The sequence below is a fragment of the Niallia sp. genome, from assembly GCF_031978665.1.
Classification (GTDB): Bacteria; Bacillota; Bacilli; order Bacillales; family Cytobacillaceae; genus Niallia.
Genome location: NZ_DALZDK010000060.1, coordinates 1 through 17,530 on the forward strand (window position 1 = coordinate 1; position 17,530 = coordinate 17,530).

The 17,530-nt window shown below is 35.9% G+C and carries 16 protein-coding genes; 1 reads left to right on the forward strand and 15 read right to left on the reverse strand.

The window, feature by feature from the left end:
• Nucleotides 1-59: 59 nt before the first annotated feature.
• Nucleotides 60-2,054 carry a glycoside hydrolase family 31 protein gene (locus tag RTL21_RS22225; protein ID WP_312099236.1) on the reverse strand — a complete coding sequence of 665 codons (1,995 nt, stop codon included), beginning with the start codon at nucleotides 2,052-2,054 and terminating at the stop codon, nucleotides 60-62.
• A gap of 128 nt (nucleotides 2,055-2,182) precedes the next feature.
• Between RTL21_RS22225 and RTL21_RS22230 the strand changes: the two genes are divergently transcribed.
• Complete coding sequence (locus RTL21_RS22230) at nucleotides 2,183-3,115, forward strand: AraC family transcriptional regulator (protein ID WP_312099237.1); 933 nt, start codon at nucleotides 2,183-2,185, stop codon at nucleotides 3,113-3,115.
• A gap of 150 nt (nucleotides 3,116-3,265) precedes the next feature.
• Here RTL21_RS22230 and RTL21_RS22235 read toward each other — a convergent pair whose 3' ends face one another.
• From RTL21_RS22235 to sufC, 14 genes are all read right to left on the reverse strand, one after another.
• Nucleotides 3,266-4,069, reverse strand: a complete 804-nt coding sequence (locus RTL21_RS22235; protein WP_312099238.1) for a gluconate 5-dehydrogenase — start codon at nucleotides 4,067-4,069, stop codon at nucleotides 3,266-3,268.
• A gap of 14 nt (nucleotides 4,070-4,083) precedes the next feature.
• A complete protein-coding gene (gene kduI / locus RTL21_RS22240) occupies nucleotides 4,084-4,914 on the reverse strand; it encodes a 5-dehydro-4-deoxy-D-glucuronate isomerase (RefSeq protein WP_312099255.1) in 831 nt (276 codons plus the stop codon).
• 22 nt (nucleotides 4,915-4,936) lie between these two features.
• A complete protein-coding gene (locus tag RTL21_RS22245) occupies nucleotides 4,937-5,941 on the reverse strand; it encodes a PfkB family carbohydrate kinase (protein ID WP_312099239.1) in 1,005 nt (334 codons plus the stop codon).
• Nucleotides 5,942-5,943: 2 nt separating this feature from the next.
• Entirely contained in the window at nucleotides 5,944-6,591 is a 648-nt protein-coding gene (locus RTL21_RS22250; RefSeq protein WP_312099240.1) for a bifunctional 4-hydroxy-2-oxoglutarate aldolase/2-dehydro-3-deoxy-phosphogluconate aldolase, read from the reverse strand.
• A 124-nt stretch (nucleotides 6,592-6,715) separates the two neighbouring features.
• Complete coding sequence (locus RTL21_RS22255; RefSeq protein ID WP_312099241.1) at nucleotides 6,716-7,474, reverse strand: IclR family transcriptional regulator; 759 nt, start codon at nucleotides 7,472-7,474, stop codon at nucleotides 6,716-6,718.
• A 138-nt stretch (nucleotides 7,475-7,612) separates the two neighbouring features.
• On the reverse strand, nucleotides 7,613-8,410 hold the full coding sequence (locus RTL21_RS22260; RefSeq protein WP_312099242.1) for a Cof-type HAD-IIB family hydrolase: 798 nt from the start codon (nucleotides 8,408-8,410) through the stop codon (nucleotides 7,613-7,615).
• A gap of 103 nt (nucleotides 8,411-8,513) precedes the next feature.
• Nucleotides 8,514-9,749, reverse strand: a complete 1,236-nt coding sequence (locus tag RTL21_RS22265) for an MFS transporter (RefSeq protein WP_312099244.1) — start codon at nucleotides 9,747-9,749, stop codon at nucleotides 8,514-8,516.
• Between the two features lie 33 nt (nucleotides 9,750-9,782).
• Complete coding sequence (locus RTL21_RS22270) at nucleotides 9,783-10,814, reverse strand: ROK family transcriptional regulator (RefSeq protein WP_396954491.1); 1,032 nt, start codon at nucleotides 10,812-10,814, stop codon at nucleotides 9,783-9,785.
• Between the two features lie 272 nt (nucleotides 10,815-11,086).
• Nucleotides 11,087-11,623: an AAA family ATPase gene (locus RTL21_RS22275; RefSeq protein ID WP_312099246.1), complete on the reverse strand. Its 537-nt coding sequence runs from the start codon at nucleotides 11,621-11,623 to the stop codon at nucleotides 11,087-11,089.
• A gap of 223 nt (nucleotides 11,624-11,846) precedes the next feature.
• Nucleotides 11,847-13,244 carry a Fe-S cluster assembly protein SufB gene (gene sufB / locus RTL21_RS22280; RefSeq protein ID WP_312099247.1) on the reverse strand — a complete coding sequence of 466 codons (1,398 nt, stop codon included), beginning with the start codon at nucleotides 13,242-13,244 and terminating at the stop codon, nucleotides 11,847-11,849.
• Nucleotides 13,245-13,283: 39 nt separating this feature from the next.
• A complete protein-coding gene (sufU, locus tag RTL21_RS22285; RefSeq protein WP_312099259.1) occupies nucleotides 13,284-13,721 on the reverse strand; it encodes a Fe-S cluster assembly sulfur transfer protein SufU in 438 nt (145 codons plus the stop codon).
• A complete protein-coding gene (locus tag RTL21_RS22290; protein WP_312099249.1) occupies nucleotides 13,711-14,940 on the reverse strand; it encodes a cysteine desulfurase in 1,230 nt (409 codons plus the stop codon). The genes sufU and RTL21_RS22290 overlap by 11 nt, the downstream gene beginning before the upstream one ends.
• Nucleotides 14,940-16,247, reverse strand: a complete 1,308-nt coding sequence (gene sufD, locus RTL21_RS22295) for a Fe-S cluster assembly protein SufD (RefSeq protein ID WP_312099251.1) — start codon at nucleotides 16,245-16,247, stop codon at nucleotides 14,940-14,942. Before sufD ends, RTL21_RS22290 begins: the two co-directional genes overlap by 1 nt.
• Before the next feature lie 19 nt (nucleotides 16,248-16,266).
• Complete coding sequence (gene sufC / locus RTL21_RS22300) at nucleotides 16,267-17,061, reverse strand: Fe-S cluster assembly ATPase SufC (protein WP_312099253.1); 795 nt, start codon at nucleotides 17,059-17,061, stop codon at nucleotides 16,267-16,269.
• Nucleotides 17,062-17,530: the final 469 nt, after the last annotated feature.

Genomic DNA, 17,530 nt, shown 5'->3' on the forward strand with positions numbered 1-17,530 from the left:
ACCAAGAGGGCTCTTTTTTGTTCAAGTCCCCGAAAATCCTTCTAACAGGAATGCTTCTATTATATTTTTCCTATTAGATATGCTTGTTTACCATTACGCAAAAAAACAGGTAACCGATCTAGTGGTGCATCCACCACATAGCTTTTCTTTCCTAGATATTCATTCCCATCATGAGCATTCACCCATATACCAGCTGGTAAATACACTTCTCTGCTTGTCTTATGTGCTTCGACAATTGGAGCAACTAAAATATCACCGCCATACATATATTGATTAGTGATATCCCATGCCACTTCGTCTTCTGGAAACTCATAGAAAAGTGTTCGGATAACTGGAGAGCCCTTTTCATGAGCCTCTTTCATTAATTCTCTTGTATAATCTTTCATAGATTCACGGATATGCATGTACTTAACAAGAATTTTATATGCTTCCTCACCGAAGCTCCATACCTCATTTGCCGCTCCAGTATGCATTTCTTGTTTTCCTGATTTTGAGAACAGATTTTTTTGCGGAGATCGATCTCCATGTAATCGCATAACAGGACAAAACGTACCATATTGGAACCAACGAACTAGTAATTCTCTAAAATCAGGATCATCTGGATTGCCTCCACCGAATCCTCCAATATCTGTAGTCCACCATGGAATACCAGCGAGTCCCATATGAAGTCCAGCACATATTTGTTTTCGAAAATCTCCATAGTTAGAATGGATATCTCCTGACCATACTAATGCTCCATATCGTTGACTTCCTGCCCATGCGCAGCGAACAAGGTTAACAATATTTTCTTGACCAGCATCTGTTTGACCCTCGAAAAAGGTTTGCGAAAATTTCTGAGGATAAACATTTCCAATCTGTGTATTCGGTCCGTCATAATACCGGTAGTTGCTATAATCATAAGTTTTGTACTCTGGTTCTGCTTCATCTAGCCAAAACACTTTAATTCCATAGTCATAATAATTTTGTTTGCATTTTTGCCAGACATACTTTCGTGCCTCAGGATTTGTTGCATCAAAGAAGACACTATCTCCTCCGAATTGCATATGCACATCTACCCCATATTCACTTTTTACAAGCAATCCTTTTTGGTTCATCTCCTGATGGTTTTCACTTTTAAAAGAAACTTGCGGCCAGATTGATACCATTAATTCAATCCCCATCTCTTTGAGCTCATCAACCATTGCTTTGGGATTAGGGAAAAATTCTTCATTGAACCGAAAATCTCCCATTTCTGGCCAATGGAAAAAGTCAATTACGATAACATCAATTGGCAAATTTCTAGCTTTATATTCTCTTGCTACACTTAATAATTCTTCTTGTGTAGAGTAACGTAGCTTACATTGCCAAAAACCTAGTCCATACTCAGGCATCATCGGTACTTTTCCTGTTGCTTCTGCATATGCTTCTTCTATTTCAGCTGGTGTATCCCCTGCCGTAATCCAATAATCCATTTGTTTCGAACTTTCTGCCAGCCATTCTGTTTCATTAATACCGAAATAAACCTTTCCTATTGCAGGATTATGCCAGAAAAAACCATATCCTAAATTAGAAACATAAAAAGGAACACTTGCTTGTGAATTTCGATGAGCCAATTCCAGACTGCATCCTTTTAGGTTCATTCTCTCCATTTGGTATTGACCCATGCCATAGATTTTTTCCTTTGGATTTGATTCAAAAGAAATGGCTAGCTGATAATCTCCTCCAATAATTGGTTTGTATTTTCTTGCTTCCCTAGCCAATGCTCCTCCTCTGTCCCTTTCATTTAATAAGCTATCTCCCTTATCGTTATAAAAGCGAATGTTTGGATGATTTCCCCAATTATCTAAATCGATTACCCCACGAATCTTTCCATTTTCAATCCATGCTTTTTTATCTTCCATTTTAATTTTTACTGAATTTTCCTTCTGTGGTAATAGCGCAAAATCAGCTTCTAAGATTGGGCCCATTTTTCTTGATCTAACACGAAGACTATTTTTTCCCCAGGCTTCTATTTGTATTGTTTCACCATTTTGTTTACAAATCAATTTATGATTAGATTTTGTAAAATAAGTCATTTCTTCCGGTCTCCTTGAAATTTTATTTGTAAGCACTTACTATTATTATAAATGGATTTTTTCCAATAAAAATTAATATGATGTCTAATTTATATTAATATCATGTCATTTAATAGGGGGGGCTAAAAATGGAGAATTCAATAGTTAACGAAGATTTAAAGGAGATAATTTCCCATGGTTCCGCGATATTTCCTTACTCACTTCACCATACAAATCAAGAGGGAGAAAACGAAATTACATTATATAAACATTGGCATGATGAAGCAGAAATACTATATGTACGAGAAGGAGAAATGGAAGTAATGACAGGAAGTAAATCATTAATTGCCAATACGGAAACCTTAATATTTATACCACCTAACAGTCTTCATGGTGCATACCGCACAAACAATATGCCTTGTCATTTTTCATCGATAGTCTTTCACCCGAACTTTGTAAATAGCTATACCAATGATCAAATTCAGCAGGATTATTTGAATCCATTATTCGAAAATAAGCATTCTTATATATTCTCGATAGAAAGCCAGAATAATAAAAAGAAAATTCTACCATTGATAAGACAAATGGAAAATAGTTTTATAGAAAAAGAAAACGGAAGAGAGCTATTACTAAAAAGCCTACTTCTCCAGTTACTTTATTATTTTATGACATATCCACCTAAATCACAGCTTGTACCCGAACGTGGCGATCGAAATATTGAGAGACAAAAAAAGATATTAGAATACATTTCTAATAATTACACATCCCCAGTAACACTGGAGGAGTTATCATCTGTTCTTCATTTGAGCAAAGAGCAATTTTGTCGTTTCTTTAAAAATAACTTTCGGGATACTCCTATAAGCTATCTACGAAAATATCGTATCAATAAGGCTATTGAATTATTATTAAAATCAGACATGAAGATTACTGATATCGCATATGAAGTTGGCTTCGAAAGCAGCAATTACTTTACAATTGCATTTAAAGATGTACTAAAGCTATCACCGAAGGAATTTAAAAGGCAACATAAAAAGGAAGGTAAATTCACTACCTCCCCTGATGTAAAGCTACTAAAAATATAAACCTATTTTAAATGAAAGTCTTAATGATTAACCTAAGAAATCATATAACACTTGATTATTTCTATGTTGCGTTTTACTTTAGTCTTGGAGAACTGCCAATCTACCAAATCATGAAATCCTTCTCGTGCAATCTGGTATCTTTTGTATTTATCATGGCTGTTTCCCAATATACGCCAATATTCCCCCATCAACATAGAGAATATGACCATTAACAAAGTTCGACGCTTCCGATGCTAAAAACACTGCTGAACCAGCTAGGTCCTCAGGGTTCCCCCAACGAGCAGCAGGTGTTTTTCCGATAATAAATTGATCAAATGGATGACGGGAGCCATCAGCTTGCTTTTCCCGTAATGGCGCTGTTTGCGGTGTTGCAATATAACCTGGTCCAATTCCATTACATTGAATATTGTATTCTCCATATTCTGAAGCAATATTCTTTGTGAGCATTTTTAATCCACCTTTAGCAGCAGCATAAGCACTAACTGTTTCCCGACCAAGTTCACTCATCATAGAGCAGATGTTAATGATTTTACCACCACCATTTTGAATCATATCCGGAATAACTGCTTTTGAAACGATAAACGGTCCATTCAAATCTACATCAACAACTTGACGGAAATCCTCTGCTGTCATTTCTACCATTGGAATACGTTTGATAATTCCAGCATTATTTACTAAAATATCAATCGGACCAACTTCCTCTTTTATTTGCTGAATCGCCGCTTGAACTGCCGCCTCATCCGTTACATCAAAAACGTAGCCCTTTGCTTCAATCCCAGCTTCTTGATAACTTTGAACACCTTGATCTACAGATTCTTGATTTAAGGAATTAAATACAATTTTTGCTCCCGCTTTTGATAAGGCGCTTGCAATTTCAAAACCAATTCCATATATTGCGCCTGTAACTAACGCTACTTTCCCGTCCACACGGAATTTATCCATTTCAAATGTCATCTTTTTCTCTCCTTTTATTTCAATTTATCCATTGGAATCATATCCATATCCGTATACGTAATATTTTCTCCACACATCGCCCAAATAAAGGAATAATTACTTGTACCAACTCCAGAATGAATAGACCAGCTCGGTGAAATCGCTGCTTGTTCACTGCTCATAACTAAATGCTTTGTTTCATCTGGCTTACCCATCATGTGGAAAATACGTGTATCTTCTTCCATATCAAAATACACATATGCTTCCATTCGTCTTTCATGTGTATGGGAAGGCATTGTATTCCAAGCACTACCTGGCTCTAAAATGGTGTAGCCCATTTGCAATTGACAGCTTTCACATACATTTGGATGAATGTATTGATAGATTTTTCGTTGATTTAATGTTAATGGTTCGCCAGTTTCCATCGGTTTAATATTATCAATGCTAATTTTTACATTTGGATATTTGTGGTGCGCTGGTACGGAACTAATATAAAATTTAGCTGGATTGTTGGGATTTTCAGAAGAAAAGACTACATGACGTGTTTCTTTGCCAATATAATAGCCATCCTGCTTTTTCATTTCTTCTTTTTCACCATCGATTTCGATATAACCAGGTCCACCAATATTAATGACTCCTAGCTCACGGCGTTCCAAGAAATAATCTACACCCAATTGTTTATCTAAACTAATTTCCAATGACGTTTCAGTTGGCGTAACTCCACCGAAAATCATGCGGTCATTATGTGTATAAGTCAAACTGATTTCTCCAGGTATAAATACTTTTTCTACTAAAAACTCTTTTCGTAATTGTTCTGTAGAGTAGTGACGAATATCCTCTGGGCTATGTGTATAACGTGTTTCCATATTTTGCATTTTAAAGTCGCTCCTATCGATTTATTTTTCCAGAGCCAGCTAATAAAAAGCTCTTGACCTCTGGTTCACTAAATTGATTACAATCACCATAAATAGTATGTTTTAAAGCAGATGCAGCTGTAGCAAAATTAATAATCTCCTGAGCAGTGTCTTGAACTAATATTCCATGAAGAACGCCTCCCGCAAAAGCATCCCCTCCTCCTACTCTATCAACAATGGGATTAATTAGATGTTTTTGAGATTCATAGTAGCTATTGTTCATCCATAGTGTTCCTATTAATTCATTACTACTAGCGGAAAGTACTTTTCTTTTCGTTGAATATAAAATAGAAATATTCGGAAACTTCTTCTGTATTTCTTGATAGTAGTATGCTAATTCATTATCATCGCCTGTGTATTCAGAAATTCCTAAAAGATAGATTGCATCAAGCTTGCCTGCTGAACAATAGTCTACTAGTGGTAAAATTTCTGAAATTGCTTCTCCCGCTTCTTTTTGGGACCATAATTTCCCTCGATAGTTAATATCAAAGCTGATTTTACAGCCAGCCTCTTTCGCAGCTTTTATCAGTGTTATCGTTGTTTTTTGCCAGTCTGAGGACAATGCCGGCGTAATCCCAGAGATATGAAAGATATCGACATTTTTAAATAGTTCTTCATTTGACCATTCATTCTCAGTCACTTCCGCAAAACTCGAACGCGCGCGATCATAAATCACATTTACCGCTCTTTCTCCAATTCCAGCTTCCATATAATAAGTGCCTAACCGAGAACCACCGCTTATGAGAAAATCGGTATGAACACCATAACGAGTTAAATGCTTTTTCACGCCTTCACCTAAGCTATTGTCTGGAATTTTACTAGCAAAATAGACATCATGACCAAAATTGGCAAGCGAAATAGCTACATTTGCTTCTCCCCCGCCATAGTGAGCGTGAAGATTATCAGCCTGTGCGATACGAATACCAGAATCAGTTGAAAGGCGAAGCATGATTTCACCTAATGTGACAACCTTCCCCATATCTAAGCTCCTTTGATTTGATGGAATTTTTCCATATAATGACTAGCAATCTCTGTAACTTTGTCAAAGTCTCCAGATGCTACAGATGCTAATAGATTTCCTCCAACCCCTACAGCAACTACCCCAGCATTAAACCAGTGCTCCATATTTTCCAAGCTAACCCCGCCTGTTGGCATAATATTTAATTGAGGCATTGGCGCTTTGAAAGCGGACACAATATTTGGCCCATAAGCACTACCTGGGAATAGCTTGATGATATCTACCCCTGCCTTCAATGCCTCTTTCATTTCCGTAATCGTTAAACATCCAGGAAGATACGGTATTTGATATAGATTACATAGTTCGGCCGTTTCTTTATCAAAGTTTGGACTAACAATATATTCTGCTCCAGCCATAATTGCTAGACGAGCCGTTACTGCATCTAAAACAGTACCTGCACCAATTACAATTTCCGAATCATGCTTATACATTTCCACTAATTCGCTAATAGCTTTATCTGCATTGGGAACAGTAAAAGTTAATTCGATTCCCTTCATGCCTCCCTGAACTACCGCGCTACTTGCCTTTACAGCCTCTTCCTTACTGTTGCCACGAACTACCGCGATAACTCCCGCTCCTTTTAAGCGTTGTAATGTCTCAACTCGTTTCAACTCTATCACTCTTTTCTTATTTAGAAATTAATATTTACTATTAAGAAATACACAACTTGATTATACATACTTTTCCGAAAAATGTAAACGTTAATCATAAAATAAAAAAAATCGCCGAAACGATTTAATGAGTCCAAGTTTGCATTAACTCATTTTTCGTTTCGACGATAGCCTTTATTATTTGGTTTTTAAAGTCTTCTGAAAGTCTATATTTTGGCATACTTACACTAAATGCTCCAATGATTTTCCCATCTTTTTTTAATGAAGCTCCAATACAGAAAATATCTTTCTCCATTTCCTCATCATCAAAGGCAATCCCAGTCTCTCTAACTTTCTGTAATTCTGAAGCCAATTTTAAAGTGTTGGTTATGGTATGTTCCGTATACGGAACTAATGGAGTTGCTTTTATATAATCTAAATAATCCTCTTCTTCCAATTCTGCAAGGACTGCTTTCCCCATTGCTGAACTATACAATGGCCTTGTTATTCCCACTCTTGATGACATTCTTATTGTCTGATGTTTAGCATCTAACTTATTCACATATAATATTTCATTATCAACTAGAACACCTAGATGGATTGTTTCATCAATTAATTTTTGCAGTTTTTCTAAATAAGGCAATGTTATCTCTACTAAGTCCAGTTGATCCACACCCTGATTGGCATACCGAATAAGCTTGGACCCTAACCGATAATTTTTATTTTTATCCCTGCTGACAAAGCCGATCAACAATAAAGTATCCAATATTTTCAAGGTAGTGGAAGTGGTCATTTCCGTGTTATGAGCAATTCTTTGCAAGGACTGATTTGGATTCTCTGAAAGATAGTCCATAATTTTTGCTGCCCTTAATAAAACCGTTCCATATGGTTTCGTTTTCTCCATTATACACCCTCTTTTCCAATAAAGAAATTATATACTAAAAGTGTGTAAAATAAAAGTCCTCTTAACCAAATGAAAAAGAGAATACCTTTTCCTTTGCAGATAAGTATCTTGAATGAATCTTATGAGTAAATTGCTACTTTATGATAGAGATAACATTTGAATGATTGTTTTCATTACAGCATCTTCTTGATTCGATCGAGTAATAAAATTCGCTGCATTTTTCAATTCTTCCACTGCATTTCGAACAGCAAAACTATAGTTACTACGAGTCATCAGTTCTATATCATTATAACCATCCCCAAATGCCATGGTTTCTTCTGGTGTAATATTTAGCAACTGCTGTAAGTGCTCAACAGTTGTGCCCTTGTGAACATTTACATTGGCTATATCAATCCAAGCTGCTTCAGATGCCACAATATAAGCAGAATTAAAAAAGGAAGACAATCTTTCTCTTGTTTCAAAACATTTAAGCTGTGAGTCGTGAATGGTTATCTTTACAAAATCTTCTGTTATTTCTTTGAAATCAGATACTATCCTTACTTGTGCATAAGACCTTCTTACAATGGAGGATTCTTCAGGAGCAAGGCTATCCTTTATGAATGCACCACTTCTAGTACAGGCAATTATAGTATGATTTGGACTAATTTCCTCTAGTAAGCGAATAATTTCTAACCCTAGTTCATTACTTAACAGGGATTCATAAACAATTTTTCCATTATGCTTGATTCGAGTGGCACTATCGCCTAAAATCCATATATCTTTTGCATCTTCTCCAAATAACTCTTCAATCCGTTCACATTGTTTGCCAGTAACAGGTGCAAAAGCCACACCTTTGTCTTTCATTATATTTTTTACCTTTTTATACAATTCCCTATTAAAATCGCCGTTATTATTTAAAAATGTACCATCCATATCGGTTAGCACTAATTTAATCATTTGATTTCCTCCCAAGCTATTATTCTATTCCTCGATTTGTTTCAGAATTCTTGCTGGATTTCCACCTACAACTACATTATCTGGTACATCCTTTAGGAATAATTCAAACAACTGTTGAGTTACTTTTTTCAATGTTTTTTACATCTGTTCTAGCCAAAGTAGAATTTAGTTTTTCAGAACTCCCTAACATGATTGCAATAAAACCTGCAATGATAAAAGGGAAAATTCCTATTGTTGATTTTGCTGCCACAAATCCGAGCATAGGGGGCAAAAAGGTACTACCTGTATAAGCAACTGCCATTTGATAGCCCATGATTGTTTGAGAATGCTTCCTTCCAAATCGGAGTGGTGTTTCATGCAGCATACATGGAAAGATCGGTGCTAATCCTAATCCAATCATAATAAAACCTACTAGTGAAAAAAGAACGGGGAAAGGTAAAAACAAAAGCGTTGCACCAACCAAGGCGATTATTTGCCCCCAGCGTATTAACCTTCGATTACTCATTTTCAAAGTAATAAAGCCTGTGATAAATCTTCCAACAGTTATTCCTGCGTAAAACAAAGAAACCCATTTTGCCGCTACATCGATAGATACATGTTTAGCATTTACAAGGAAGCTACTTCCCCAAAGCCCAACTGCCGCTTCAGCCCCACAATAAAATAAGAATGCTAGCAAAGCTAGCTTAACCCCTCGAATTTGCCACGGTTTTTGATTTTCCATTTCCGTTTCATCTAATGTACTACTTGAATTTGCAAGCTTTTCCTCCTCTTGATGACGATTTGTCTTACTCTCAGCCTTTTTCCAAAGAGGAAGCGTAAAAAGCAAAATGACTACTAACGTAAATTGGATCCCTGCAATTGCAAGATAGCCACTTCTCCAAGAATGTTGTGAAGAAATAAACTGAGCCATAATGATTGGACCAAGAGTAGCACCTACTCCCCAAAAACAATGAAGCCAACTCATATGATGTGCTTTATAATGGGTAGCAACATAATTGTTTAATCCCGTATCCACTGCCCCCGCACCTAAACCGAGTGGTACAGCAAAAATAAAAAGCCAAATAATCGAAGGTGCCAAGTGAAAGCCAAGCAGTGCTCCAGCTGTCATAAGACAACTAACAAATGTAACAATGCCAGTTCCAAACTTTTTAAGCACAGTTCCGCTAATAAAGCTTGAAATGATCGTTCCACTGGCAATTGTCATAAAAAGCACTCCAGCAGTCTCAAGTGGTGCCCTAAATTCCACTTGCATTAATGACCATGACACTCCCAATAAGGAATCTGGTAACCCTAAGCTGATAAAAGCCAAAAAGATGATTACTAAAAAGAATGTAGCCATGAATATCCCCCACTCTATGTTTTTTTTAAGGTATTAATTTGTCTTATTACTTATTCCAGTAATCATTCGCTCAAGTCCAAGACTTTGTAATCCATATAGATAATCTTGTTTCCACTCACTCATTCTAAGTTCTGGGATATGTTCTCTTGGAATATAATTAGCGCTTTGTTTTTCAATCTGATTAATAATATGTTGGTCTACTTCATCATCACAAAAAATAATTGCATGGGGATTAATAATTGATACAAAGGAAGCTACCAATCTGCTTATTGCATCAATCTCCTCTTCTGTCGAAATAAACACTTTGCCATTTTCAAAAGCTTGCCCAAAGTTTCGTTTATCATATTGAGGAACAAATGAAACTTCTCCTGAAAAATTAGAGCTACCTCGCACAACAGCACCATTTATAATAAGTCCAGCACCAGGTCCATTTTGACCTAAATATAGATAAACAAGCGATTTATTGTTCTTATTCTCCTTATGATCGTGATATCCTAATACTGCTGCATTCATATCGTTTTCTATTATTACTGGTAGGGAGAAATGATTTTCTAAGTATCCCTTCAAATCAAAGTTTTGAAGATGTTCATAGCCTGGTATATAAATAATCCGTCCATTATCAACGGAACCAGGAACACCAATAGAGACAGCGTTAATTTTCGGATATTTATTTTTTAATTCTTCCACATACTTGATCAGTAAATTTACATTGTCATCCTTTAATGCACTAGCAGTTTTTCCGGCATCCTTTATTTCTCCTAGACAGTTAAACACAATATAATTTGTCTCTGTTCTTTCTAAAAAAATGGCTAATCCTAACATATACTCTGGATTATATGTATATCGCTTTGCTCTTCTTCCACCGCTCGAATCATCCAGACCGGCTGAAAACAATTCTCCATCCTTCTCCATCTGGGTTAAGAATTTGCTGATTGTTGGGAAACTAATTCCTAATTTATCGCTAAGCTCTACCTTTGTTGCACTTCCATTATCTAAAAGAAATAGACGAATGCTACGATGAATGATTGTTTTCATTGATTTTGGTGTTGCATCCACTTCTTTCACCACCTTTTAAAATTGGATATTATTTACAAATACCCACAGTCAAAACTTATTAAATATATTTAATAAGCAACAAACAAAAATACTTATTAAACTTATTTAATAAGTATTTAAGCTAATATAGCATACAAATTTAACGAAAGCAATGAAATATCCAATACATACTTTTTCCCTTTTGAAGCCAGATTTATGAACTCACAGACTTCAACTATGAGTTCTGTATATGTGTGATAATTTTCTATTTTTGTTTATTATGGAAATAGCCTAACCCTCTATTATAGTTTTAATTGATTCAAAATCTCATCGTAGAGTTCATCCAATGATTTCGAACTATCGAGCTTTAAAACAGGACTTTTTGAAATCTTCATTTGATATTCCTGTTCAGCATAGGTTCCTGCCATGCTTTTCTCTTTTGCTGTCCAATATGTTTTGCACCATTCTAAAAAGTCATTTGTATATTCACCATTTTCATCAAGCCACATCTTACTTAGATTGTTTCGCTTACTTTCTCTATCTCTCAGTCTGTCCATACGGATGTCTTCATCCAAAGACAGAAAAACTAATAGGTCTCGGTTACTAAATCCATCAGGACACCACATAAAAATAGACCCAGAAACCACATAACTACTGTTAGAGTTAATATCTTTTTGATACATTTCCTTGCGTTTTTCCATCGGATTATTTTCTGTAAAGGTATCATCTTTCCAAAGGTAATTATCTGTATCAATCCATTTAATCTTTTCTTTTTCACTAATATATTTCGCTAAGGTGCTTTTTCCAGTTCCTGAGCCTCCTATTATTTGAATTCTCATTTTCATCCTCCGTATAATTAATTTATTTAATTAGACTACCTCAACCAACTATTTCAAATGGCAAAAAATAGTTGAAACATTCTCTCAAATATTTGTCAAAGCTTAAATCAGGTGCAAACCTTAAATATGTTTCAAGTCCTTTGCATATAACATCAACTTTCTTAACTATTACCGAAAAATAAAAGAAGACGAACTCCAAAAGTTCGTCTCCCCCTTATAAATATTATCCAATAGAACCTTCCATTTCGAACTTAATCAGACGGTTCATTTCTACTGCATATTCCATCGGTAATTCTTTTGTGAAGGGCTCGATAAAGCCCATTACGATCATTTCTGTTGCTTCTTCTTCGGAAATACCTCTACTCATTAAGTAGAATAATTGCTCTTCAGACACTTTTGAAACTTTTGCTTCGTGCTCTAATGAAATATTATCGTTCAAGATTTCATTATAAGGGATTGTATCAGAAGTAGACTTGTTATCCATAATTAATGTGTCACACTCGATATTAGAACGAGCACCATCCGCTTTACGTCCAAAGTGAACAATACCACGGTATGTTACTTTTCCGCCTTGTTTCGAAATAGATTTAGAAACAATCGTAGAAGAAGTATTTGGAGCTAAGTGAAGCATTTTCGCTCCAGCATCTTGGTGTTGTCCTTTACCAGCAAGGGCGATAGATAAAGTCATTCCTCTTGCGCCTTCACCTCTTAAGATAACAGCAGGGTATTTCATCGTTAATTTAGAACCAATATTTCCATCGATCCATTCCATAGTAGCATTCGCATCACAAACAGCACGCTTTGTAACTAGATTGTATACGTTATTTGCCCAGTTTTGAATCGTCGTATAACGGCAATATGCATCTTTTTTAATAATGATTTCAACAACCGCACTATGAAGAGAGTTTGTTGTATATACTGGTGCTGTACATCCTTCCACGTAATGCACACTTGCACCTTCATCCACGATGATTAACGTTCTTTCAAATTGTCCCATATTTTCAGAGTTAATACGGAAGTACGCTTGTAATGGCGTATCCACTTTAATTCCTTTTGGAACATAGATGAATGATCCACCAGACCATACAGCTGAGTTTAAGGCAGCAAACTTATTATCTGTAGGCGGGATAACTGTTGCCCAATGCTCACGGAAAATATCTTCATTTTCTCTTAATGCAGAATCCGTATCTTTGAAAACAATTCCCATGTTCTCTAAATCTTCCTGCATATTATGGTAAACAACCTCTGATTCATACTGTGCAGATACACCTGCTAAGTATTTTTGCTCAGCTTCTGGAATACCAAGCTTATCAAATGTTTGTTTAATTTCATCTGGTACTTCATCCCATGATCTTTCTGTTTTCTCTGAAGGTTTTACATAATACGTAATTTCATCAAAGTTTAAAGCAGATAGGTCGCCACCCCATTGTGGCATTGGCATTTTATAAAAATGCTCTAATGATTTCAAACGGAAGTCTAGCATCCATTGTGGTTCAGCCTTCATTTTTGAAATTTCTTCAACGATTTCTTTCGTTAATCCACGTTTAGAACGAAAGATAGAAACGTCTTTATCTGAAAATCCATATTTATAATCCCCAATTTCGGGCATCTTTTTTGCCATTTCATTTTCCTCCATTCTACATGCAACCTTGGTGGTACATTACGAATCTAATCCTTCGTTTACCCCTTTTTCCATAGCTTTCCAAGCTAATGTTGCACATTTAATTCTTGCGGGAAATTTACTTACACCTTGAAGTGCTTCAATATCCCCCATGTCTATATCATCAGCGTAGTCTTTTCCTTGAATCATCTCAGAGAATGATTCAGACATTTTTAACGCCTGCTCTACTGTTTTTCCTTTAATTGCTTGTGTCATCATGGATGCAGAAGACATGCTAATGGAGCATCCTTCCCCATCAAATTTCGTATCTACGACAACCCCATCTTCAATTTTCATCGTAAGAAGAATCCGGTCCCCACAGGTTGGATTATTCATGTTAACGGTCAAGCTTCCTTCAAGAACACCTTTGTTCCGAGGATTTTTATAATGATCCATAATAACACTTCTATAAAGTGAATCTAAGTTATTAAAAGACATCGCTAAAATACTCCTTTGTTTTGCCAATCCCTTCAACAAGCTTATCAATATCTTCTTCCGAATTATATAGATAAAAACTTGCACGAGCGGTTGCAGAAACATTTAGCCATTTCATTAATGGTTGTGCACAGTGATGTCCTGCACGTACGGCAATTCCTTCAGCATCTAACACTGTTGCGACATCATGTGGATGAATATCTTCAATATTAAACGTGATAACGCCAGCCCGATTATTTGCACTTTGCGGACCATAAATAGTTAGACCGTTTACAGAAGACATTTTCTCTATCGCATAGGCTGCTAATTTATGTTCATGTTCGGTTATATTTTCTAATCCAATCTCTTCTAGAAAATCAATCGCAGCACCAAGACCAATGGCACCTGCAATGATCGGAGTACCAGCTTCGAACTTCCATGGAAGTTCTTTCCAAGTAGATTCGTATAAACCGACAAAATCAATCATTTCACCGCCAAATTCAATTGGCTCCATATTTTCTAAAAGATGTTTCTTTCCATAAAGTACCCCAATTCCAGTTGGACCACACATTTTATGGGCAGAGAATCCAAGGAAATCACAATCCAAGTCCTGCACATCTATTTTAACATGCGGAGCCCCTTGTGCTGCATCTACTACAAGCACCGCTCCATTTTTATGGGCAATCGCAGCTATTTCCTTTATTGGATTAATGACACCAAGGACATTAGAAACATAAGCAATAGAAACTACTTTAGTTGCCGATGTAATTGTGTTTTCCACATCTGCAATAGCAACCGTGCCATCTGCTTGAAGTGGCAAATATTTTAGTGTTGCTCCCGTTTTTTTGGCAACTTGCTGCCAAGGAATGATATTACTATGATGTTCCATCGGGGTGATGACTATTTCATCCCCCTCTTTCACATTTTCCATTGCATAGCTATGTGCAACTGTATTGAGTGCTGTGGTAGTTCCACGAGTAAAGATAATTTCCTCTATGGATGAAGCAGAGATAAACTTTCTTACCTTTTCTCTCGCTCCTTCGTAAGCATCCGTTGCTCTAGTCCCTAAGGTATGAACACCACGGTGTACATTGGAATTATACTCTCGATAGTATTTTTCCAATGCTTCAATTACCTGAACAGGCTTCTGAGAAGTAGCTGCACTATCAAGATAAACCAATGGATGTCCGTTGACTTCTTGGTTTAAGATTGGAAAATAAGAACGAATATGTTTGCTATCCATTATCTTACTTTCCTTTCAATTACCTCAACTAATTGCTTTTTCACACCTTCAATTGGCAATTGTTCTACAACTGGAGCTAAGAAACCGTGAATAACTAATCTTTCTGCTTCATGTTGTGGAATACCACGACTCATTAAGTAATACAATTGTAAAGGATCTACTCTACCAACAGATGCAGCATGACCTGCAGTTACATCATCTTCGTCAATTAAAAGAATTGGGTTGGCATCGCCTCTTGCTTTTTCACTTAACATTAGAACACGAGATTCTTGTTCAGCGTTAGCTTTCGTTGCACCATGCTCAATTTTTCCAATACCATTAAAGATAGAAGAAGCTTTATCTTTCATTACACCATGTTTTAAGATATAGCCTTCAGAGCTCTTACCATAATGAACTACTTTTGTTGTGAAGTTTTGCTTTTGATCGCCACGACCAACTACTACTGATTTCGTATCACCAAAAGAGCCATCACCCATTAAGTACGTTGTATTATCAGAAATCGTATTACCATCATTCATGAAGCCTAACGCCCATTCAATTTTAGCATCACGACCTGCAACACCACGACGGTTTACATAAGTAGTGACACCATGTGCTAAATTATCTACCGCTCCATATTGGACTCTTGCATTCGCATTTGCAATTACTTCCGTTACAATATTGAACACTGCCTCTTCAGGATCCACAGTAGAAACATAGTTTTCTACATAAACAACAGAGCTATTGTCTTCTGCCACTACAATAACGTGGTTAAAAAGATTAGCTTCTTTGTCATCATGTAAGAAGATAGATTGAATTGGTTCTTCCACTACTACATTTTTAGGAACATACAAGAATACTCCACCATTTAAAAGAGCCGCATGCAAAGCAGTTAATTTATGCTCATCTACTTTAACAGCATCTTTCATAAAGTATTTTTGCAATAACTCGCTATACTCTCTTGCTGCTGTAAAAATATCAGTGAAAATGACGCCACTTTCTTTTAATTCATTGGAAACAGCTAAGAAAGTTGGACGATTATTTCTTTGAATATAAAGTGTTTTATTTTTTTCTAAATCAATAAGTGCTTTTACTTCTTCTGGCAATTCATTTACATCAGAAAAATCTTCACTGCTTACAATGTGTTTTTCAAATTGTGTAAAGTTCCAGTTTTTAATATTTGTTTTGTCCGGTCTTGGCATTGGAAGAGCATCTGCTTGCTGTAAAGCATTAACACGCAGCTCTGTTAGCCAAGAAGGTTCATTCATATCTTTCGAAAAAGAGGAAAGATATTCTTGGTCAAATGGTAATTTAATATCCGTTGTCATTGGTCAATCCTCCTAACGATTACGCTTCTTGTTCAACAGTTTCGTCTTCAATACCTAGCTCTTTTTTAATCCAATCATATCCTTCTGCTTCTAAGCGTTGAGCAAGCTCAGGACCGCCAGATTTAACAACACGACCTTGCATCATTACGTGAACGTAGTCAGGAGTGATGTAGTTTAATAAACGTTGGTAGTGAGTAATGATTAAGCAACCAAACTCTTCTTTACGCTCTTCGCGCATTTTGTTGATTCCTTTTGAAACAACTTTCAATGCATCGATATCCAAACCAGAATCGATTTCATCTAAAATCGCAATTTTAGGATTTAACATCATTAATTGAAGAATTTCATTACGTTTTTTCTCCCCACCTGAGAAGCCTTCATTTAAATAACGTTGTGCCATGTCTGGATCCATTTCTAGATAATCCATATTTTCATCCATTTTGCGAATAAATTTCATTAATGAAATTTCGTTTCCTTCCCCTAAACGGCTATTTAAAGCAGAACGTAAGAAGTCAGCATTGGTTACACCGCTAATTTCGCTTGGGTATTGCATTGCTAAGAATAGACCTGCACGTGCGCGCTCATCTACTTCCATTTCTAATACATCTTCATCATCAAGACTTACTTCACCACTAGTTACTTCATATTTTGGGTGACCCATGATTGCAGAAGATAAAGTAGATTTACCAGTTCCGTTTGGTCCCATGATTGCGTGAATTTCTCCACCTTTTATTTCTAAGTTAAGACCTTTAATAATTTCTTTTTCTTCGATTGAAACATGTAAATCATTAATGACTAATTTAGGTTGACTCATATTATATACCTCCATAGTAAAAAGAAGTTTTGTTCACAAAATTGTCGAAACTTCATTATCAATTTATTATCATTCTAATCTTATAACAAATAAAATCTGATAGCAACCTATTGATTCCTGTTATATAAGGAAAATTCTCATAAAATAAATAAATACGCCAGATTCCTATTTAAAATGTATCCATTCTTCAAAAATGAAACGATTTCTTTCCCTATTTGAAATAAAAAACAGTATTTCAATATAAAAGATTGATCCTTATATTTATTTAATAAACACCGTTAAATACTTCATCATCCACAGCTTCGTTTTAGTATTTATACACCCAATAAATTTAGCCCTAGTACATATTGGAAAAGTAACCACTGCACTTCATCCCATAATAAAGCGAGTATTTTGTAACCAATCATCTTTTTTAAAGGCTGTTTTCTAAAAAATTGTTGCTTTTTCAATAGAAAAAATCAATTAATGA